At 73.0% G+C, this 19451-nt stretch carries 20 protein-coding genes; 7 read left to right on the top strand and 13 right to left on the bottom strand.

Annotated features, from left to right (window positions below; genetic code table 11):
- Positions 1-4 precede the first annotated feature (4 nt).
- Positions 5-625 carry a putative glycolipid-binding domain-containing protein gene (locus tag ACGFNF_RS16515; RefSeq protein WP_357576960.1) on the top strand — a complete coding sequence of 207 codons (621 nt, stop codon included), beginning with the start codon at positions 5-7 and terminating at the stop codon, positions 623-625.
- An 81-nt stretch (positions 626-706) separates the two neighbouring features.
- On the opposite strand, the gene ACGFNF_RS16510 is transcribed toward ACGFNF_RS16515, so the two are convergent.
- From ACGFNF_RS16510 to ACGFNF_RS16500, 3 genes are all read right to left on the bottom strand, one after another.
- The gene (locus ACGFNF_RS16510; RefSeq protein WP_357576841.1) at positions 707-1798 is read right to left on the bottom strand and encodes a PLP-dependent cysteine synthase family protein; all 1092 of its coding nucleotides are present in this window, start codon (positions 1796-1798) and stop codon (positions 707-709) included.
- A 22-nt stretch (positions 1799-1820) separates the two neighbouring features.
- Entirely contained in the window at positions 1821-2648 is an 828-nt protein-coding gene (locus ACGFNF_RS16505; RefSeq protein WP_393168739.1) for an SDR family NAD(P)-dependent oxidoreductase, read from the bottom strand.
- A gap of 184 nt (positions 2649-2832) precedes the next feature.
- A complete protein-coding gene (locus ACGFNF_RS16500) occupies positions 2833-3291 on the bottom strand; it encodes an Lrp/AsnC family transcriptional regulator (RefSeq protein ID WP_151454997.1) in 459 nt (152 codons plus the stop codon).
- 268 nt (positions 3292-3559) lie between these two features.
- On the opposite strand from ACGFNF_RS16500, the gene ACGFNF_RS16495 reads away from it, so the two are divergent.
- Positions 3560-3826 carry a BldC family transcriptional regulator gene (locus ACGFNF_RS16495; RefSeq protein ID WP_132232190.1) on the top strand — a complete coding sequence of 89 codons (267 nt, stop codon included), beginning with the start codon at positions 3560-3562 and terminating at the stop codon, positions 3824-3826.
- A gap of 66 nt (positions 3827-3892) precedes the next feature.
- On the opposite strand, the gene ACGFNF_RS16490 is transcribed toward ACGFNF_RS16495, so the two are convergent.
- Positions 3893-4522, bottom strand: a complete 630-nt coding sequence (locus ACGFNF_RS16490) for a UbiX family flavin prenyltransferase (protein WP_393168736.1) — start codon at positions 4520-4522, stop codon at positions 3893-3895.
- A gap of 195 nt (positions 4523-4717) precedes the next feature.
- On the opposite strand from ACGFNF_RS16490, the gene ACGFNF_RS16485 reads away from it, so the two are divergent.
- Complete coding sequence (locus ACGFNF_RS16485; protein ID WP_393168734.1) at positions 4718-5722, top strand: terpene synthase; 1005 nt, start codon at positions 4718-4720, stop codon at positions 5720-5722.
- Positions 5723-5726: 4 nt separating this feature from the next.
- On the opposite strand, the gene mqnP is transcribed toward ACGFNF_RS16485, so the two are convergent.
- On the bottom strand, positions 5727-6638 hold the full coding sequence (mqnP, locus tag ACGFNF_RS16480; RefSeq protein ID WP_151455000.1) for a menaquinone biosynthesis prenyltransferase MqnP: 912 nt from the start codon (positions 6636-6638) through the stop codon (positions 5727-5729).
- On the bottom strand, positions 6638-8098 hold the full coding sequence (locus tag ACGFNF_RS16475; RefSeq protein WP_393168732.1) for a menaquinone biosynthesis decarboxylase: 1461 nt from the start codon (positions 8096-8098) through the stop codon (positions 6638-6640). The genes mqnP and ACGFNF_RS16475 overlap by 1 nt, the downstream gene beginning before the upstream one ends.
- Positions 8099-8345: 247 nt before the next feature.
- Between ACGFNF_RS16475 and ACGFNF_RS16470 the strand changes: the two genes are divergently transcribed.
- Positions 8346-9695, top strand: coding sequence for a hypothetical protein (locus ACGFNF_RS16470; RefSeq protein ID WP_393168730.1), 1350 nt, complete (start codon positions 8346-8348; stop codon positions 9693-9695).
- A gap of 85 nt (positions 9696-9780) precedes the next feature.
- Here the strand turns inward: ACGFNF_RS16470 and ACGFNF_RS16465 are convergent, their stop codons facing one another.
- On the bottom strand, positions 9781-10338 hold the full coding sequence (locus ACGFNF_RS16465) for a carboxymuconolactone decarboxylase family protein (RefSeq protein ID WP_357576849.1): 558 nt from the start codon (positions 10336-10338) through the stop codon (positions 9781-9783).
- A gap of 114 nt (positions 10339-10452) precedes the next feature.
- Here ACGFNF_RS16465 and ACGFNF_RS16460 point away from each other — a divergent pair, with 114 nt between their 5' ends.
- The 3 genes from ACGFNF_RS16460 to ACGFNF_RS16450 all read left to right on the top strand — a co-directional run bounded on the left by ACGFNF_RS16460 (position 10453) and on the right by ACGFNF_RS16450 (position 13101).
- Positions 10453-10929, top strand: a complete 477-nt coding sequence (locus ACGFNF_RS16460; RefSeq protein ID WP_357576850.1) for a MarR family winged helix-turn-helix transcriptional regulator — start codon at positions 10453-10455, stop codon at positions 10927-10929.
- A gap of 478 nt (positions 10930-11407) precedes the next feature.
- Positions 11408-11773 (top strand): hypothetical protein, encoded by a 366-nt coding sequence (locus ACGFNF_RS16455; protein ID WP_357576851.1) that lies wholly within the window; start codon positions 11408-11410, stop codon positions 11771-11773.
- On the top strand, positions 11773-13101 hold the full coding sequence (locus tag ACGFNF_RS16450; protein WP_357576852.1) for a hypothetical protein: 1329 nt from the start codon (positions 11773-11775) through the stop codon (positions 13099-13101). The genes ACGFNF_RS16455 and ACGFNF_RS16450 overlap by 1 nt, the downstream gene beginning before the upstream one ends.
- Before the next feature lie 30 nt (positions 13102-13131).
- Here the strand turns inward: ACGFNF_RS16450 and ACGFNF_RS16445 are convergent, their stop codons facing one another.
- The 6 genes from ACGFNF_RS16445 to ACGFNF_RS16420 are packed head-to-tail and all read right to left on the bottom strand — an operon-like array spanning position 13132 to position 19401.
- Complete coding sequence (locus ACGFNF_RS16445) at positions 13132-14613, bottom strand: ATP-binding protein (RefSeq protein ID WP_393168727.1); 1482 nt, start codon at positions 14611-14613, stop codon at positions 13132-13134.
- A 58-nt stretch (positions 14614-14671) separates the two neighbouring features.
- Positions 14672-15649 (bottom strand): c-type cytochrome biogenesis protein CcsB, encoded by a 978-nt coding sequence (ccsB, locus tag ACGFNF_RS16440; protein WP_393168725.1) that lies wholly within the window; start codon positions 15647-15649, stop codon positions 14672-14674.
- A complete protein-coding gene (locus tag ACGFNF_RS16435) occupies positions 15649-17313 on the bottom strand; it encodes a cytochrome c biogenesis protein ResB (RefSeq protein ID WP_393168723.1) in 1665 nt (554 codons plus the stop codon). Before ACGFNF_RS16435 ends, ccsB begins: the two co-directional genes overlap by 1 nt.
- Entirely contained in the window at positions 17313-18179 is an 867-nt protein-coding gene (locus tag ACGFNF_RS16430; RefSeq protein ID WP_393168721.1) for a cytochrome c biogenesis CcdA family protein, read from the bottom strand. Before ACGFNF_RS16430 ends, ACGFNF_RS16435 begins: the two co-directional genes overlap by 1 nt.
- Positions 18179-18754, bottom strand: coding sequence for a TlpA family protein disulfide reductase (locus ACGFNF_RS16425; protein WP_393168719.1), 576 nt, complete (start codon positions 18752-18754; stop codon positions 18179-18181). Before ACGFNF_RS16425 ends, ACGFNF_RS16430 begins: the two co-directional genes overlap by 1 nt.
- Positions 18754-19401, bottom strand: a complete 648-nt coding sequence (locus ACGFNF_RS16420; RefSeq protein WP_393168717.1) for a histidine phosphatase family protein — start codon at positions 19399-19401, stop codon at positions 18754-18756. Before ACGFNF_RS16420 ends, ACGFNF_RS16425 begins: the two co-directional genes overlap by 1 nt.
- Positions 19402-19451 lie beyond the last annotated feature (50 nt).

Here is a 19451-nt window from a genome sequence, read left to right as displayed (position 1 = left end):
GACCATGCCGAAGTCGCTCTTCTGGACCCGGACGGACACCGCCGGCGCGGAGCACGCGCTGTTCGACGACGGCCGTGGACTGACGGCGCGGGGCACGCTCACGGCTGTCGACCCGATCCCCTACACCTGCCGCTACCAGCTCGCCACCGACCCGGAGTGGGCCACCCTCCGCGTCGAGGTCGAGGCGGAGGGCACCGGGTGGCTGCGGAGCGTACGCCTGGAGCGGGTGACCGACGGGTGGCGGGTGACCACCGCCGAGCAGGGTGACCTGGACGCGGCGCTGCGGGCGGCCGGCCACCCGCCGGTCGGGCTGCCCGGCACGGACGACCCGGGCCGGCTGGCCGGGGCGGTGGACGTCGACCTCGGCGGGGCGGCGCTGTTCAACGCGCTACCGGTGCGCCGGCTCGGGCTGCCCCGCGCCGCGGCCGACACCCCGCACCGGATCGACGTCGCCTGGGTGCTGGTGCCCAGCCTGCTGGTGGTGCCCGCCGAGCAGGTCTACACCCCGCTCGGCCCCGGCCGGGTCCGCTTCACCAGCGACACCTTCACCACCGACATCGACCTCGACGGCGACGGCTACGTGGTGCGCTACCCCGGGCTGGCCGAGCGCGTCGACCCGCGCTGACCGGGCTGCGGACGCCTCCCCCGACGCCCCGGGCCGGCCAGGCTGGCGCGGCCACCCCGCGGCGCAGGCCAGGCAGGCGGCTCAGGCCGGCCAGGCGCCCGTGCTGAGGAAGCGCTCGACGGTCGCCACGTGCGGGGTCGGGTCCAGTCCCTGGGCGGCCAGCCAGTCGTCGGAGTAGTAGGTGTCGGCGTAGCGGTCGCCGGCGTCGCAGATCAGGGTGACCACCGAGCCGGTGCGGCCCTCGGCGAGCAGCTCCGCGATCAGCCCGAAGGCGCCCCACAGGTTGGTGCCGGTCGAGCCGCCCACCCGGCGGCCGAGCACGGCCGAACCGGCGCGCATGGCGGCCAGCGAGGCGGCGTCGGGCACCTGGACCATCCGGTCCACCACCGACGGCACGAACGACGCCTCGACGGTCGGCCGGCCGATCCCCTCGATGCGGGAACCCCGCCCGGTGCGCACCGACCAGTCGGCGGCCTGCCAGGCGGGATAGAACGCGGAGTTCTCCGGGTCGACCACGCACAACTTGGTGGGCAGCCGCTGGTAGCGGGCGTAGCGGCCGATGGTGGCGCTGGTGCCGCCCGTGCCGGCGCCCACCACGACCCACGCCGGCACCGGGTGCCGTTCCAGGGCGAGCTGCGCGTAGATCGACTCGGCGATGTTGTTGTTGCCCCGCCAGTCGGTGGCGCGCTCGGCGTAGGTGAACTGGTCCATGAAGTGCCCGCCGGAGTCCTCCGCCAGCCAGCGGGCCTCGACGACCACCTTGGCCGGGTCGTCGACGAGATGGCAGCGGCCACCCTGGAACTCGATCTGGGCGATCTTCTCCGGCGAGGTGGAGGCGGGCATCACCGCGATGAACGGCAGCCCCAGCATCCGCGCGAAGTATGCCTCGGAGACCGCCGTCGAGCCGGAGGACGCCTCCACGATCGTGGTCTCCGGGCCGATCCAGCCGTTGCACAGCCCGTAGAGGAAGAGCGAACGGGCCAGCCGGTGCTTCAGCGAGCCGGTCGGGTGCACCGACTCGTCCTTGAGGTAGAGGTCGATCCCCCACGACCGGGGAAGTGGGAACGGCAGCAGGTGGGTGTCGGCGGAGCGGTTGGCGTCCGCCTCCACGGCGGCGATCGCCTCGGTCACCCAGCGCCGGCTGGCCTCGTCGCACCGGTCGATGTGAGTCACGTTCGAAACTTAGCAAGCCCGCTCACCGCGGACCGGCCCCGATCCGGCGGCGCTGGCGGCGCTGCCCGGCCCGGCCGGCCGCGAGGATCAGCGGGGCGAGGCGCACGGCGACGCCGGGCAGCGCGTCGAGGAGCCGGACCTGCGCGCCGCGCCAGCGGGGGACGCTGACCACCGGGCGGGGCCGCCGGGCCAGCCGCGCGGCCCGCCGGGCCACCCGCTCGGGGGTCAGCAGCGTCCCGGTGAAGGAGGCCGCGGCGCCCGGGTCGTCGAGCCGGTCGTGCAGCATCGGCGTCCAGATCCCGTCCGGGCACAGGCACGACACGTGTACGCCCCGGTGCCCGGCCAGCCGCAGGTCGGCGAGGGTGCCGATGCTGAACGCGACGAGGGCGTGCTTGCTGGCCGCGTAGACGGTCTCGCCGGGCGCGGCCACCAGGCCGGCCAGCGACACGACGTTGACCACGTGCCCGTGCCCCTGTTCCCGCATGACGGCGAGGGCGGCGAGGGTGCCGTTCATCGCGCCGAGGGCGTTGACCTCGACCACCCGGCGACGGGTCGCCGCGTCGTGCTCCCACGAGGGGCCGGTGACGAGGATCCCCGCGTTGTTCACCCAGAGGCCGAGCCCGCCCCGGCCGGCGGCCTCGGCGGCGACGGCGGCGCAGGCGTCGGAGTCGCGTACGTCCAGCCGGCGCGACCAGCCGCCCAGCGGGGCGGCGGCACGGGCCACCGCCTGGTCGTCGTGGTCGGTGAGGAGCACCGGCCAGCCGTCGGCGTGCAGCGCGGCGGCGATGGCGCGGCCGAGGCCGCCGGCCGCGCCGGTGACCACCGCCGTCCCGGGGGCTGGCTTCGTCATCGGCGCACGCTATCGCCGCCCGGCGACCGCGCGCCAGAGCCGGCCGGACGCGGCCGTCCGGCGACCGACGGCCGGGGGTGGCGGGACGCGGCCGTCCGACGGCCGACGGCCGGGGGTGGCGGGACGCGGTCGTCCGACGGCCGCAGGTGACCGGACGCGGCCGTCGGGGCGGTCCGGGGGCGGGTCAGGTGGCGGGAGGCACCGGGGCCTGTGGCCGGTTCTCCCACTTCGTGGAGAGGGCGATGCCGGTCCGGGTGGAGGCGACGCCCGGGGTCCGGTTCAGCCGCACGATGAGCCGCTCCAGCTCGGCGATGGTGCCGACCCTGGCCTTGAGCAGGAACGACTCGACGCCGGCCATGAAGTAGCAGGATTCGATCTCGGGCATCTGCCGGAAGGCCTCCAGCACGTCGTCGGTGTCGCCGCCGGAGTCCTCGACGATCCCGATGAGCGCGGTGACGGCGAAGCCGATCGCCTCGGGCTCCACCTCCGCCCGGTAGGCCCGGATCACGCCGCTGGACTCCAGCTTGCCGACCCGCTCGTGCACGGCGGGCGCGGAGAGGCCGACCTGTCGGGCCAGCTCGGCGTAGGACAGGCGGGCGTTGCCGCGTAGCAGCTCCACGAGGCTCAGGTCGATGGCGTCCACGGACTGTGACCCTAGCGGTCCGGGCGTAACGTCGGGCATCCGGCGCGCGTTGGACATGACAGGGTGTAGTCGCTTGCAAACCGACAGTCAAGGGAGCCGCACGCAGGTAATATTTCCTAACTTCCCACTCAGTGCGTTTTTCGCGTTTGGCGGACAGGCCAGGTCGCTGGTGCTGTAATTGCCATACGTCCCTCATGACGGCTCTGGGCTCGCACCGGCCGGGGGCAGTGTGTTCAGCCGGGGGCTTCGTCGACGCGAGGAGGGGGCTGTGGACACTGGAGATCGCCTGCTGACACCGGGTGAAGTTGCCGCGCTGTTTCGGGTTGACCCGAAGACTGTGACGCGATGGGCAGCGGCGGGCCGGATAGGCAGCATCCGGACTCCAGGCGGGCATCGCCGGTTTCGGGAATCCGAGGTGCGGGCCCTGCTTGAGGGGGAGGGCATGTTGGACGAGGCGGAAGACGTCGGCAAGCCGCGTAACGCGGGGCCGGCCACCTCGACCGGGCCGGGCCCGGCCAACGCCGGCATGTACTGAATGGTGCGGATCATCACGCGGGCCGGACGGAAGCTCCGGTCCGCGTCGCGGTGAGCCGGGCCCGGGTCACTCCCGCGCCACGCCCAGCTCACCCGACCAGCGTCGGAACAGCGTGTGCGGTACGCCGAGGGCGTCCAGCACCTTGCCGGCCACGAAGTCGACGAGCTGCGGAGCGGTGGCCGCCGCCCCGGCGCCGTAGAAGCCGGGACTCGCCGGCAGCACCACCGCTCCGACGTCGTGCAGCGCGATCAGATGCTCCAGGTGGCTGCGGGTCACCGGCGTCTCCCGGGGCACCACCACCACCGGCCGGCGCTCCTTGAGGTTGACCTCGGCGGCCCGCTGCAACAGGTCCTTGGAGAGCCCGATCGCGATGCCGGCACACGCCGCCGTGCTCGCCGGGACCACGGCCATTCCGCGTACCCGGTAGGAGCCGCTGCTCGGGCCGGCGGCGAGGTCGCCGGCGGGCCAGTGCCGCACGTCGGCTCCCGCCAGGTCGCGGCCCAGCCAGGCGGCGAGGTCGTCGGCCCAGTGTGCGTCCCGGAACGGGTGCCCGGTCTCGTCGAGGACGGTCAGCCGGGCGGCCCGGGAGACGATCAGGTCCACCGGCTCGCCGGCGTCGAGCAGCGCCCGCACGACGGCCGCCGCGTACGGCGTGCCGGACGCCCCGGAGACTCCGACCACCCATGGTTCGCGCATGCCCTCCAGCCTGCCTGGTCGTCCCCTCCCGGTGCCGGGCACCCCCGCCCGGAGCGTCCGTGATGTCCCGCTCGGGTGTCGGTTGTGCGCCGACGGGCGCGATGTCGTGCCGGGAGCGCGCCCATCCCGCCGGCCTGACATGCTGCCGGTGGCGATTCCCACGCGAAGCGGGATCGCACCCGGGAGGAATCGGTGATGACCGGCGAGGTCCTCTGGTCGCTACGGTCGGAGTGCCCCATCCCGCCCCGGCTCTCGCCGCACGCCGACCGGGTGCAGGAGTGGCTGGTCGGCGACCTGCTGCCGGGCCTCGGCCTGGCGACTGACGACGCGGCGCCGCAACGGCTGGCGCACGCCGGCGTCGCCCGGTACGCCGGCCGGCTCTACCCCGGCGCCACCGAGGCCGACCTGCGGGCGTTGACGGCCCTGTTCACCTGGTTCTTCCTGGTCGACGACGCGTGCGACCGGCCGGGCCGGCTCGATGCCGACCAGATCCGGGCGCTGCGGGCGGGCGCGCTCACCCTGCTGCACTCCGGACCCCGGCTCCGGCACGCCGGCCTGACCGGGCCGCTGAGGCGGCTGCTGGTGCACGCGTGGCGGGAGCCGCGCCGGCGGATGCCGGCCCGCTGGCGGCTGCGCTTCGCCGGGGCCGTCGCCGACCATCTCGACGGCACGTGGCGGGAGGCGGCGAACAAGGCGGCCGGCCGCCGCCCCGGCGTCGCCGAGTACGTCGCGCTGCGGCGCGCCACCTCCGCCGCGTACGTGTCGTATCCGCTTGTGGAGTTCGTCACCGGCCGCCCGCTGCCCGACCCGGTCCACCACCACCCGCTGCTGCGGGAGATCGCCGGCACCGGCAACGACCTGCTCTCCTGGTACAACGACCTCGCCTCCCTGGAGCGCGACGAGGCCACCGCCGGCGGGCACAACCTGGTGCTCGCGACGGCGGCCGAGCAGCGGGTGCCGGTGGAGACCGCGGTCGGCCTGACGGCCGAGCGCTGGCGGGCGTCGATGCGGCGCTTCGTCGAGCTACGCGCCGGGGTGCCGTCGTTCGGCCCGGCGCTGGACCGGGCGGTCGCCGACCACCTCGACGGGGTGGCGAACGCCGTCCGGGCCACCGTCGACTGGACCCTGGAGAGCACCCGCTACGGCGGCGGAGGAGGCGGCCTCGTCGACGCTGCCGCCGGCGGAGGGACCCCTTCCTGACCGGTCAGGCGCGCAGGCCGAGGCGGACGACCAGGTCGAGCAGGGCGAAGACGAACAGCGCGATGCCGACGAAGCCGTTGGCGGTGAAGAAGGCCCGGTTGACCTTGCTCAGGTCGGTCGGGCTGACCACCAGGTGCTGGTAGCCGAAGGCGACGGCGGTCAGCGCCAGACCCACCCACCAGAGCCAGCCGAAGCCGACCAGCGCCCCGAACCAGACGAACAGCGCGAACGTCACCACGTGCGCGACGGTGGAGGCGTGCAGCGCGAACCGCAGCCCGTAGCGGGCCGGCACGCTGTGCACGCCGATCTGCCGGTCCACCTCGGCGTCCTGGCAGGCGTAGATCAGGTCGAACCCGCCGATCCAGAGGCCGACGGCCACGCCGAGCAGCCACGCCGGCCAGGAGCCGTCGAGGGTGCCGGTGACGCCCAGCCAGGCGCCGACCGGGCCGACGGCCTGGGCGACGGCGAGGATCGCGTGCGGCCAGTTGGTGAACCGCTTGCCGTACGGGTAGACGACCAGCGGCACCACGGCGAGCGGCGCGAGCACCAGGCAGAGCGGGTTGAGCAGGGCGGCGGCGGCGAGGAAGACCACGAGCGCGACCGCCGCGCCGGTCCAGGCCGTCCGCACGCTGACCGCCCCGGTGACCAGCTCCCGGCTGGCGGTACGGGGGTTCCGCGCGTCGATCCGCCGGTCCAGGATCCGGTTGGCGGCCATCGCGAACGTCCGCGCGCCGACCATCGCCACGGTGATCAGCAGCAGGTCCAGCCACCGGACCCGCCCGCCGTCGACCTGCATCGCGGTGAGCGCCGACAGGTACGCGAACGGCAGCGCGAACACGGAGTGCTCGATCGCCACCAGCTTGAGGAAGGACTTCACCCGGCCCGGTCGCTGCACGGGTTCGACGGCGGTGGCCATCAGATGCCGTACTCCTTCCAGCGCTTGTCGACCAGGGAGACGACCTCGGGGGCCATCCGCATCTCCTCCGGCCAGCCCCGGGTGTAGCCCTCCTCGGGCAGCTTGCGGGTCGCGTCGACGCCCGCCTTGCCGCCCCAGAACTGCTGGTACGACGCGTGGTCGAGGTGGTCCACCGGGCCCTCGGTGAGCAGCAGGTCCCGGGCGTAGTCGACGTTGCCGAAGGCGCGGAAGGCGACCTCGTTGTAGTCGTGCACGTCGCAGTCCTCGTCGACGATCACGATCAGCTTGGTCAGCGACATCATGTGCGCGCCCCAGATCGCGTTCATGACCTTCTGGGCGTGCTTCGGGTAGCGCTTGCGGATCGACACGATCGCGCAGTTGTGGAACACCCCGGCGGCGGGCAGGTCGTAGTCGACGATGTCCGGGATCAGGAAGCGCAGCAGCGGCGCGAAGATCCGCTCGGTGGCCTTGCCGAGGCCGTGGTCCTCCTGGGGCGGCTGCGACGTGACGATCGTGTGGTAGACCGGGTCGCGCTGCGTGGTCATGCACTCGATGTGCATCACCGGGAAGGGCTCCACCGGGGTGTAGAAGCCGGTGTGGTCGCCGAACGGGCCCTCGGGGAGCCGCTCACCCGGCTCGATGTAGCCCTCCAGGACGATCTGCGCGTGCGCCGGCACCTGCAACGGGACGGTCAGGCAGTCCACCATCTCGACCCGCTCGCCGCGCAGGTACCCGGCGAACAGGTATTCGTCGATGTCGGCGGGGAGCGGCGCGCTGGCCGAGTACGCCACCGCCGGGTCGGTGCCGATGGCGATCGCCACCGGCAGGCGCTGGCCGAGCCGCTCGGCGACCGCGTGGTGCGCCGTGGAGTTCTTGTGGATCTGCCAGTGCATGCCGATGCTGTTCCGCGAGTGCTGCTGCAACCGGTACAGCCCCAGGTTGCGCTTGCCGGTCTCCGGGTGCTTCGTGTGGGTCAGCCCGAAGTTGTGGAAGATCCCGCCGTCACCCGGCCAGACCTGCAACCCCGGCAGCCGGTTCAGGTCGACGTCGTCGCCCCGGTAGACCACCTGCTGGCAGGGGGCGGTCCTGACCTTCTTCGGCGGCATCGACGTGAGCTGCCTGACCTTGCCCAGGCCGTCCATCATCCCGGAGAGACCCACCGGCAGCTCCGGCTTGAGCATGTTGCCGATCCGCTCGCCGACCTCGTCCAGCGACTCGACGCCGAGCGCCATCGCCATCCGCTTCTCGGTGCCGAAGAGGTTGATCACCACCGGCATCTCGCCCCGGGTGGGCCGCTCGAAGATCAGCGCCGGGCCGTCCGCGCGGACCGTCCGGGTGACGATCTCGCTGATCTCCAGGGTGGGATCGACCGGCGCGCTCACCCGCCGCAGCTCGCCCGCGCGCTCCAGCGCCGCGAGGAAGTCCTTGAGATCGGTGTACGGGAAGCCACGAGCCGCCATGCCTGCCAGTCTCCCGCACCGACCTGGGCGGCGACCACGCCGGGTGGTGTGACACCGGCGATCCACCGGTACGGCGGCGCGGGCACGGCCGGGCCGCTTCTGCCGGCGGAGTCCGCGCCATCGAACACCGTCGCTCCGGCGGGCCGGATCGGAGGGCCGGCGCTCACTAGGATCAGGTCCGCCGACCGGGCCGGCGGTGACGCCCCGCCGCGGCTCCGCGGACCGGCCCACCCCACGAAGGAGATCGATGACAACTGTGCGCTTCCCGCGCGGCAGCGTGCTGCGCGCCCTGACGGTGCTGGCCGTGGTCACGGCGGGCGCCGGCACGGCGGCCGGCCCGGCCGCCGCGCGGACCGACCCCGGTTGGGTCAGCGGCTGGCTCAACGACCTCACCGTCGGCGCGGCCGGTGCGCCCGGCCGGTCGGCACCGCTGGACCTGAGCAGCAGCGGCGCGACCGCCCCCCGGGTCACCGTCGACCTGACCGGTCTCGCCGGCGTCGCCACGGCCAGCTTCCCCAGCTGGTGTGTCACCGAGGGCACCTCGGTGACCTGCCCGATGCCACCGGAGGCGACCCCGGACGAGTACGGCACCGTCAACGGCACGGTGCCGGTGGTGTTCCGCGCCGTTCCGGGCGCCGTCGACGGCGCGACCGGCACGCTGGACTACACGGTCCGGGCCGACGGGCTGGAGCCGTACACCCAGCAGGCGACCGTCAGCGTGCGCTCCGGGGCCGACGTCCTCGACCTGGTCGACGAGTACGTCCCGGGCGCCGAGGTCGGCGACGTCCACGCCGTGCCCGTGGCCGTGGTCAACGCCGGTGACCAGCCGGCCGAGGATCTCCGGGTGACCTTCCGCTTTCCGGTCGGCCTGCACCCCGCCAGCTACCGGAACTGCCGGTACGGCACCGATCCCGTCCTCGCCACGGTGGTGGTCTGCACCGTGCGGGGCACGTTCGCGCCCGGGATCCGGCACGAACTGCGCAACGGCCTCGCCACCACGATCGGTCCGGCCGCCCTCGGCGACAAGCGCATCACCCAGTTCGTGGAGCCGCTGGCCACCGCGGGGCCGCTGCCCGGCAACGTGCGGCTGACCCGCCGGGAGGCCGACCGCGCGCTCCGGCTGCGGCCGGTCGGCGGGACGCTCGATCCGGTCACCGCCACCGGCCCGGGCGGCGGGACCTACCTGCGGAACATCCACGGCGCCTTCGACGTCGTCGCCGTGGGCGCCACCGTCACCGGTGCCGTCGGTGCCACCGTGCGGGTGAGCGTGGGGATCCGCAACGAGGGTCCGGGTGTGCCGGACGGCACCGTCTCCGGCGGCAACGCCGGCGGGTTCCTCTTCACCCCACCGGCCGGCGTGACCGTGCTGGCCACCCCGCCCGGCTGCTCGCCGACCGGCGACGACGAGGGCGGCGCTCCGACGTCCTGGGTCTGCTGGCTGGGGGCGGTGTTCCCCGCCGGGCAGAGCTTCACGGTCCCGTTCGACCTGCGGATCGACGGGCCCGCGGGCGCCCCCGGCGAGGTCAGGTCGTACTACGACTACCCGCGTCCGGACGACGATCCGGCTGACAACGCCGCCCCGGTCACGCTCGGCTGACCGGACAACGGCACGCCTCGACGGAGGTGGGCCGGCCTCGGGCAAGCCGTGGCCGGCCCACCCCGCCCTCGGCTGTCCGGGTGCGTCAGCGGGCGGCCGGCTCCCAGGCGTACGCGGCCAGGGGCGCGTCGAGCGGGGCGCCGGTGAGCCGGTTGGCCAGGGTGGAGATGGTGTACGTGCCGACGCCGAGCACCACGTCCAGCGCGTGCCGGGACTGGTAGCCGGCCGTCAGGAAGGCGGCGATCCCGTCCTCGGGCACCGCGCCCCGGTGGTCGAGCACGGCGAGGGTGAAGCGCCGCAGCGCCTCCAGCCGGTCGTCGGGCAGCGGCGTGCCGGCGCGCAGCGCGTCGATCAGCTCGGGCGTCGCGCCGTGCCGGGCGAGGGCGGCGGTGTGCATGGCGACGCAGAGGTGGCACTCGTTGCGGGTGGCGACCGTCATGACGACGACCTCACGCTCGACCGGGTCGAGGGCACACTTCTCGAAGATGCCGTTGACGGTGAGGAAGCCGGTGAGCAGCTCCGGGGACTCGGCCATCAGGCCGACGGCGGCGGGCAGGTGACCGAGCCTGCGGCGTACGCCCTCCATGGTCGGCCGGGCGGCGGCGGGTGCGGTGTCGGCGGTGTGCGCGGTGAACGGGGGCACGGCAAGCCTGCTCTCGGGGGTCGGGGACGGTCGGCGCGGCCCGATCGGCGACGCGCCGCGCGTGACGTAGGATCGTCAACGTGGTTGTCGAAACAGTAAACGAGGTTGTCGAACGTGGCAACGGCTGACCCCGACCGGCCCGGCTTCCTGCTGCCCCTGCTGCTGCTGGCCGGCTTCCGTACGCTCGTCGACGACCTGCACGCGGAGCTGGCCCGGCAGGGGCACCCGGAGCTGCGGCCGTTGCACGGCTTCGTCCTCCAGGCCGTCGGCGCCGAGGGCACCACCGCCACGGAGCTGGGCCAGCGGCTCGGCGTCTCCAAGCAGGCGGCCGGCAAGACGGTGGACCGGCTCGTCGCCCTCGGCTACCTGGAGCGTGCCGACGACCCGCGCGACGCCCGGCGCAAGCTGGTCCGGGTGACCCTGCACGGCCTGGACGGGCTGCGCCGCTCGGCAGCCGTCTTCGACCAGCTCCGGCAGCGGTGGGCCGCCACCCTCGGCCCCGACCGGGTCGCCGCCCTGGAGGACGACCTGCGCGCGGTCACCCCGGCCAACCCGTTCCGCCTCGACGTGCCCGGCTGGTTCGGCGGCTGACCCCCGCCCTGGCGTTCACGCCCGGGGCGGGCCCCCGGCCCGGTTCCCGGGTGCGCTCGACGGTCTCCTGCCGGGCCGACATCCGGTACTGGCACCCGCCCGGAGCCGGGAGCAACAGGCGCCCGGCGGGGCCGGCAGCAGCACGGCCGCCCGCCGTCAAGACCCCCGGTCGCCGTCGCCCGAACGGTCGAAGCCCGAACGGTGCGCGCCGCGCGGCCCCGCGGACCGACCCGGCCCACCCGCCGACAGGCGCCTTTCCCGGGACGTCCGAGCCGGTCATAGGCCTTTCGGTCACCCGCTAACACACCGCGTGCGAACGCGGCCAGCACCGTCCATGCGGAATTGTCCGCCGTTCAGTCGGGCCCCGCCGGATCCGCGCGGGGACGTAAATCTTCCGACATTGCCCGCAGACAATTCCAATGGTTCCGTCACCACCATCCGAAACATTTTCCATCGGAGATGGGGGTGACGGTTGGCTATGGCCACCTTCAATCAGCAGAACCAGCGCGTGGATCGGCAGTTCAACGCCGAAACCATCGATCTGCGGAACAGCACCTTCGAACGTCTGCCCGACAACGCCGGCCAGACGGAACTCGTCCCTCGGCTGGAGGCCGTCCTGAGGGCGGTGGAACAGGCCACGGCCAGCGGCGCCCTCGACCCGCAGGTCGGCCGCACCGTCGTCGACGACCTGCACGGCGCCCGCCGGAGCCTGACCCGCGACGACCAACGCGAGGCCTCGCGACGGCTGCGGCGGGCCATCGAGGTGCTGCAGGCGGCGGCGCCGCTGGCGGTGATCGGCGGGGCGATGGCGACCATCTGGAACTCGTTGGGCGGGGCTTCCTGATGACCACCTTCGACCAGCACGGCCAGCGCGTCTTCGGCGCCCAGATCAACGCCGACAACGTGCACATCAACAAGTCCGACGGGCCGCAGCAGCTGATGGCCTACGGGCGGCGAGCCGTCGCCGAACGGCTGTACAAGAGGGCGGCCGAATACTTCACCGAGGCGATCGCCAAGGGGGCGAAGGGCTCCGACCCGCACTACTACCTGGCTCTCGCGCTCCTCGGCGGCAGACGGCCCAGCCGGATGGGCCGCGAGGCGCAGCAGGTGATGACCCGGGTGGAGGAGCACCTGGGCAGGGCACTCCAGATCGACCCCGCCGCGGCGCACGTCCGCGCCCTCTGGGCGGCCGTCAAGCGCGACCACTACGCCGACCGCCACGACCCCGGCCCGTCCGTCGCCGACATCGAGGCCGGAGCCGGCGACATCGACCCGGTGCACGCGGCCGAGATCGCCCCCTTCCTCGGCAACCGCGAGAACCGGCTGTGGCAGGCCACCGTCGCCGTGGCGCAGGCCGGCATCGAGGAACGCAAGCCGAACGTACGCAAGTACTTCGTCCGTACGCCCGTGCCACCCGCGACCGGTGGGGCGCAGGCCATGATGGTCGCCGGTGGCATCGGGTTGGTCCTCGCACTGATCCTCGTGATCGCGTCGTTGTCGGAGTCGGGTTACCTCTGCCTCGCGGTGCTCGTGGGTGTGGGCGGCCTCGTCCTGCTGGTCAAGGGATTCGGCCAGTACAACGCGCTCACGTCGGCGTACGAGCGTGACCTGGCGGCGGCCGAGCCGAAGCCGAGCGACGAGCAGATGGACGTGTGGCTGCACTTCGACAAGTTCGGAGTTCTCGACCACGCCCTGCGGCACCTCGACCGCGAACTGGACGATCTGATCTGCGAGCCGCAACTCGTCATCGGTCCCGCCTCGCCCACCGAACAGGCGGTGGGAAAGGACGGCATCCGTCGGTTCTCGCGGTACAAGTTCGTCATCCTGCTGCTCGGACAGACCCGCATCTCGGTCTTCTCCTGCGAGTGGGACTTCGTCAAGTGCATCGTGTCGAACGCCGACGCCTTCGACTTCCGCTACAAGGACATCACCGGCCTACGAATGCGGCAGTTGCACGAGGCGACGCACGGCAGCCGACTGGTGATGACCGGCGACGACGGCAAGGAGATGGAGGTACGGTTCGCCAAGATCTTCGAGATGATCATTGCGGGTACGGACCGGATCGCGGTGACCATCGACGTCCAGGCGCAGAACGCCGGCGCCGGGTTGCAGCCCACGGGGGCCACCGCCACCGAACGGCTCGTCCGGCGGCAGTTGGACGACGCGGCCTGACCGCCCGGTCGCGGCTGCTCGGTCTCGCGCCTACGTGCCGGAGTAGAGCCGGTCAGGATCGACCAGCACCACATCGGGTCGGTGGACGGCGAGCTGCCGCAGTTCGGCGGTGAATCCCTCGGCGCTGGCCAACAGCAGCCGCGCGCCTCGCGCGTCGAGCCCGGGGCGGGCGACGAGCAGCTCGCGCGCCCGCTCCAGTCGATCCAGGTGGGGCCGGCCCAGCAGCCGGCCCCACTTGACTTCGCCGATGGCGAGCAGGGGACGCGGACCGTCCCCGAGCGGCGACTCGCCGAGGGCGACGAGGTCGAGTTCCTGGCTGCTCCGGCTGGCCGGATCGGTGAGGACCGCCGCGCTCACCTCGGCAACCGGGCCGCCCAACGTCTCCTGGTCGGCGAACCGCAACGCCCATTGCCGGACGATCTCCTCGAACGCCGGTCCGAGCACCGCGCTGGCGTACTGGGGCTGGAAGCGCCGCCAGACGTCCGCGCCGCGTCGCTGCTCCAACGCGGTCCAGGCCGGACGCATGACGGCCTGGTAGAAGGTGATCAGCGGTTCGGCGATGCGATAGCGGCTGCGGCCGCTGCGCAGAGGGTCCAGCTCGCGTACCAGGAGACCGGCGTCCTCGAGCACGGTGAGAGGGTGATGCAGATCGGTGCTCTTCCGACCGATGAAACCCGCGATGCCGCCACGGGTGCCGTTGCCCTCGGCGACCGCCGACAGCACCGAGTGGTAGAGGGCGGTGTCCCGCAGGTCCGGGTCCTCGGCGAGCAGGTAGCGCGCCTCGCGGAACAGTGGGCGGGCGGGATTGAGGACCGCCCGCACGACCCAGTCGTCGAAGTCGCCCCGCCCGTCGGGCGTGTCGTCCTGCACGTACTCGCGGCGGTAGGCCGGCGTGCCTCCGACGATGGCGAACACCTGGGCGGCGAGCAACGGATCGTCGAATCCCCAGAACGCCGCGGCGGCCCGGTAGTCCAGGGGCGCGACGGGCAGCTCCAGCCCGGCTCGTCCGCGCAGCGGCGCGGAGCCGGCCAGCAGCCCACCCATGAACGAGAGCGCCGAACCACACAGCAGGAGACGGGTACGGGAGTCGGTGCGCTCGGCACGGCCGGGGGTGAGCGCGTGCTGGATCACCGACGGCAGGTCCCGGCTAGCCCGAGCCAGGTAGGGGAACTCGTCGATCACCACCGTGACCGGCCGGTCCCGGCCGAGGGCCAGCAGTGCGTCGACCGCACTCGCCCAGTCCGCGAGGTGCACCGGCCCGGGAGCGCCCGTGTGCCGACCGAGCGCCTCGCCCAGACGCCGCAACGAGTCCGCCTGCGTCGCCTCGGTCGCCCCGAAGTAGAAGCCGCCCGTGGCGCGGGCCAGCTCGTACAGCAGCAGGGTCTTGCCCTGACGCCGACGGCCGCTCACGACGCCCAGGGTCGCGCCCGGACGGCCGTCGGTGGCGAAGCGGGCCAGCTCAGCCCACTCGACGTCGCGGTCGAAGATCCCGGGCGGCTTCGTCAGGTGCACAGCAGGAAGTATAACTACACTTATAATAAGTGCGGTTATACGTCTTGCGGGGGCTGGCTCAGTCCAGGCCGCCGTAGGAGTGCAGGCCCTCGAAGAAGATGTTCACGCCGAACAGGTTCATCAGCATGGTGAGGAAGCCGACGACGGCGAGCCAGGTCGCGACGTTCCGCTTCACGCTCGGGGTGGCCCGGGCGTGCAGGTAGCCGGCGTAGATCACCCAGGAGATGAACGACCAGGTCTCCTTCGGGTCCCAGCCCCACGGCCGCCCCCAGGCCGCCTCGGCCCAGATCGCCCCGGCGATCACCGCGAAGGTGAAGACCGGGAACGCGAAGGCGTGCAGCACGAAGGTCAGCCGCTCCAGCGCCGCCGCCGCCGGCAGCCGCTTCGCCAGGGTGTACGGGAAGCTGCGCCGGCCCTGCTCGTAGCCGGAGCGCATCAGGAACGCCACCGCCGGCACCGCGCCCAGCAGGAAAATGCCGGAGGCGAAGACGATCGTCGAGACGTGGATGACGAACCAGTACGAGTTGAGCGCCGGCACCAGCGGCACGATCGGGGTGTAGAGCACCAGCTCGGCGGTCGCCACCAGCAGCACCATCACCAGCGACATGAACAGCCCGAGGCGGCGCAGCTGCGGCCGCTTCCAGAGCACCACCAGCCAGGCGGCGACCCCGATCCAGGTGCCCGTGAGCACGAACTCGTACATGTTGCCCCAGGGCATCCGGTCGGCGGCGAGACCGCGCGTGACCAGCGCCCCGAGGTGCAGCAGCGCCCCGAGCGCGGTGACCGCTACGGCGACCAGGCCGCTCAGCCGGGCGCGCCGGGCCGTACGCTCGGCCGCCGCCGCGCCGGTGTCGACGGGTGCGGCGGGGGTGCTGCCCCCGGCCGCGCCGACGCCGGCGCCGACCAGCTCGCGGGCGGGTGCCGCGGCGACCCGGGCGCGGGAGTTGCCCAGCGCGTACTCGACGGCGTGGCTGATCATCGCGATCAGGTACGCCAGGATCGCGAACGACACCAGCTGGTCGGAGAGTGCGGACATCACTCGGCTCCTTCTCGCGCTCCGGCCCGGTCGCCGCCGTCGCGGTCGACACCGGCCTCCTCGTCCGACCGCCCGTCGCCGCCGATGGCGGCCACGAGCTGCGCGAACTCGTCGGCGAACCCGGGATGGTCGGTGCGCGGCAGGCCACCGGCCTCGACCAAACTACTACCGCTCGTCGGAGATCCACTCGTGGGGTCGGCGGCACCGGCCGGCAGCACCCGGAAGAAGACCCGGCGACGCCGCCCGAACAGCGAGCCCATCAGCCCGACCAGCAGGACGGCGGAGCTGACCAGCAGCAACGTCGAGCCGGGGTCGTACCGGACCGACAGCGTGATGTACGGCACGGTGCCCAGGAACTCGAGCGTGGTGCCGTCGTCCAGCTTCCAGCTCTCACCCTTACGGAGCAGCTTCGTGCCGACCTCCTTGACCTTGCCGGCATCCACCTGCCGCTGGTCCAGCTTGTAGACCGAGCCGGGGATGCCGGCGTCCATGCCCAGGTTGCCCCGGTAGGCGACGAGGTTCAGCGCCGGATTCCGCTCGGTCGGGTACTCGGAGCGGGCGAAGGGCGCGGCGGCCGGCGCCGTCGGCAGGTAGAGGCCGGAGAAGGCCATCTGCGTGTTCGCGTCCCGCTGGCCCGTGGCCGGGTCCACGTTGATGTCCGGGAACGCCGCCAGCCCCTCGCTGGTCAGGCCGATGTCGCCGGTCGTCAGGAACGGGAAGTTGCTGGTCTGGCTCTTGCCGAACTTGTCGGTGTAGCGGATCACCGGGGCGTAGCCGTGGCCCAGCAGGTAGACGTTCGCGCCGTCGAGGCGCAGCGGGGAGTTGACCGAGAATTCGGCCGGCCGCCGCTCGCCGTCGGCCCCGTCCACGGTCACCTTGGCCTGGTAGAAATCAGGCTGGCCGGACTCCAGGAACCGGGCGTCGAAGTCGTCGAGCTGGATGCAGAAGCCCGGCAGGTCGGCGCTGCTGACGCGGGGGCCGAGCTTGCTCTCGGCGTACTGCTGGCGGGTGTTGCAGAAGGCGTTGTCCTTGCCGGCCACCAACAGCTTGTTGCCGCTCCAGCCGTACCAGGAGCCGAGCGCGACGCCGACCAGCACGAGCACCAACGAGCTGTGGAAGAGCAGGTTGCCGGTCTCCTTCAGGTAGCCCTTCTCGGCAGAGACCTCGTCGCCGCGGACCACCACCCGCCAGCGCCGCCGGCGCAGCACCTCCGCGATCGCCGCCGCGCCCCCCTCGGGCGCGGACAGCACGGTGTGCTGCGGCAGCCGGTCCAGCCGCCTCGGCGCGGCCGGCGGCTTCGACCGCAGCGTCCGCACGTGGTCGCGCAGCCGGGGCGTGATGCAGCCGATCAGCGAGGTGAAGAGCAGCAGGTAGATCGCGGAGAACCAGACCGAGCCGAACGCCTCGAAGGCGCCGATCCGGTCCAGCACCGGGGCCAGGTCGGGGTGCGCGGTGAAGTAGTCCCGCACGTCCTCCGGGTTGACCCCGCGCTGCGGCAGCACCGAGCCGGGAATGGCGGCCACCGCGAGCAGAAAGAGCAACACCAGGGCCGTACGCATGCTGGTGAGCTGCCGCCACGAGTTGCGCAGCAGGGCCAGCAGGCGGTTGGGCCGGCGCCGGGGAGCCTCGGCCGGCGGTGCCGGCCGCTCGTCGACGGCGGTCATCAGATGCTCACCTCGCCCGCCCCGACGGTGGTCTGCAACCAGATCACGAAGTTCGTCCAGCCGCCGGTGACCAGCGCGAGGCCGATCAGGATCAGCAGCGCCCCGCCCACCCGGGTGACCCAGCGGCTGTTGCGCCGGACCGCCCGGAACACCCCGAGCAGCCGTTCGAAACCCAGCCCGAAGACGACGAACGGCACCCCCAACCCCAGGCAGTACGCCAGGGCGAGCACCACGGCCCGGTCGGTCTGCCCGCCGACGCCGGCCATGCCCAACACCGCGCCGATCGTCGGGCCGGCGCAGGGCACCCAACTGAGCGCGAAGACCGCGCCGAACACCGGCGCGCCGAGCAGCCCGGCGGCGGGCAGCCGCTGGATCCGGAACTCCCGCTGCAACCCGGGGACCAGCCCGAGGTAGCTCAGCCCGAGCACGACGATCAGCGCGCCGATGACGATCTCCAGCGTCCGCTCGTACTCGAAGAAGACCCGGCCGACGCTGGCGAAGAGGATCGCGGTGGCGGTGAAGACGACGGTGAAGCCGGCGATGAAGAGCAGCGTGCCGGCGAGCACCCGGCCCTTGACCGCGGCCCTCGTCGGCTCGGTGCGCTCCCGCACGGCCACCCCGCCGCCGCCCTCGGTGTCAGGAAGGGGCCCTTCCGCTACCGAATCCGTTGACGGGGGGCCCTTCCTCACCTGCGGACGGCGGGTTTCGAGGTCGGCGCCGGCGAGGCCGGTGACGTACGACAGGTAGCCCGGCACCAGCGGCAGCACGCACGGGGAGAGGAAGCTGACCAGCCCCGCGAGCGCCGCCGCGCCGATGGCGAGCAGCAGCGGACCCGACTGGGCGAGTTCGGAGAACGTCTCGCCCATCAGCGGGAACCGTTGGGCGCGGGTTTCTCGGCCGCGATCCGCTCGACGATGGGCTGGAGGCCCTCCTGCTTCACGGCCGCCCGGATCACCACGGCGATCCGGCCGTCGCGGTCCAGCACGACGGTGGCCGGGATGGTGTTCGGCGGGATGTCCAGGGCCAGCGCCAGCCGGCTCGGCGGGTCGAAGAGGCTCGGGTAGGTGACCTTGAAGCTCTCCTCGAAGGCGAGCGCCTTGTCCCGCTGGTCCTGGATGTTGATGCCCAGGAAGGTCACCCCGGAGGCCTTCGTGGCCTGGTACGTGTTCTCCAGGTCGTCCGCCTCCGCCCGGCACGGCGCGCACCACGAGCCCCAGAAGTTGACCACCACGACCTGGCCGCGGTCCCTCGCCACGTCGTGGCTGCCGCCGGTGAGCAGCTCACCGGCGAGCTTCGGGGCGGCCGAGCGCTGGTCGGGGGCGCACTCGATGATGCCGCCGGAGTTGTCGCACGCCTTCTCGCCGTCGCGCGACGAGCAGCCGGCCAGCGCCACCGTCACGACGGCGGCGAGCAGACCCGCGGTCAACCTCCGGGCGTTCATCAGGCCCCCTTGGCCGTCCTGGCTGTCGGCGACATCGCGATCAGGTGCGCGGCCGGCTCGGAGTAGCCGATGCCGACCACCTTGGCGCCGTCGAAGTGGAAGGAGGTGAGGCTGGCCAGCCCGCACTGGCGCTTGCGCGGGTCGTGCCAGAGCCGCTTGCGCTCGACGTGGCGACGCAGCGTCCAGATCGGCAGCTGGTGGGAGACCAGTACGGCCTCGCGCCCCTCGGCCGCCACCCGGGCGGCCTGCAGGGCGGCGAACATCCGCTCCGCGATGGCCCGGTACGCCTCGCCCCAGGACGGGGTGACCGGGTCCCGCAGCACCCACCAGTTACGCGGGTCGCGGAACGAGCCGTCGCCGGGCGAGACCTTCTTGCCCTCGAACCAGTTGGCGCTCTCGATGAGCCGCTCGTCCGCGCCGACCGGCAGCCCGAACTGCGCGGCGATCGGCTCGGCCGTCTGCTGGGCGCGCTCCAGCGGGCTGGCCACCACGTGCACGACCTCCCGCTCGGCCAGCCCCTGCGCGGCGGCCTTGGCCATCTGCACGCCGAGCTCGGAGAGCCGGAAGCCCGGCAGCCGGCCGTAGAGGATGCCGTCCGGGTTGTGTACCTCGCCGTGCCGCAGCACGTGGACCACCGTCTTGCTCACCGCTGCGTCCCCTTCGTTCGCGACTGCGGGGCTCGCAGACCCGGCTCACT

This window comes from Micromonospora sp. NPDC048868 (genome assembly GCF_043198195.1).
GTDB lineage: Bacteria > Actinomycetota > Actinomycetes > Mycobacteriales > Micromonosporaceae > Micromonospora > Micromonospora reichwaldensis.
Note: the sequence above shows the minus strand (reverse complement) of the source record. Positions and strands in the feature narration are given on the sequence as shown.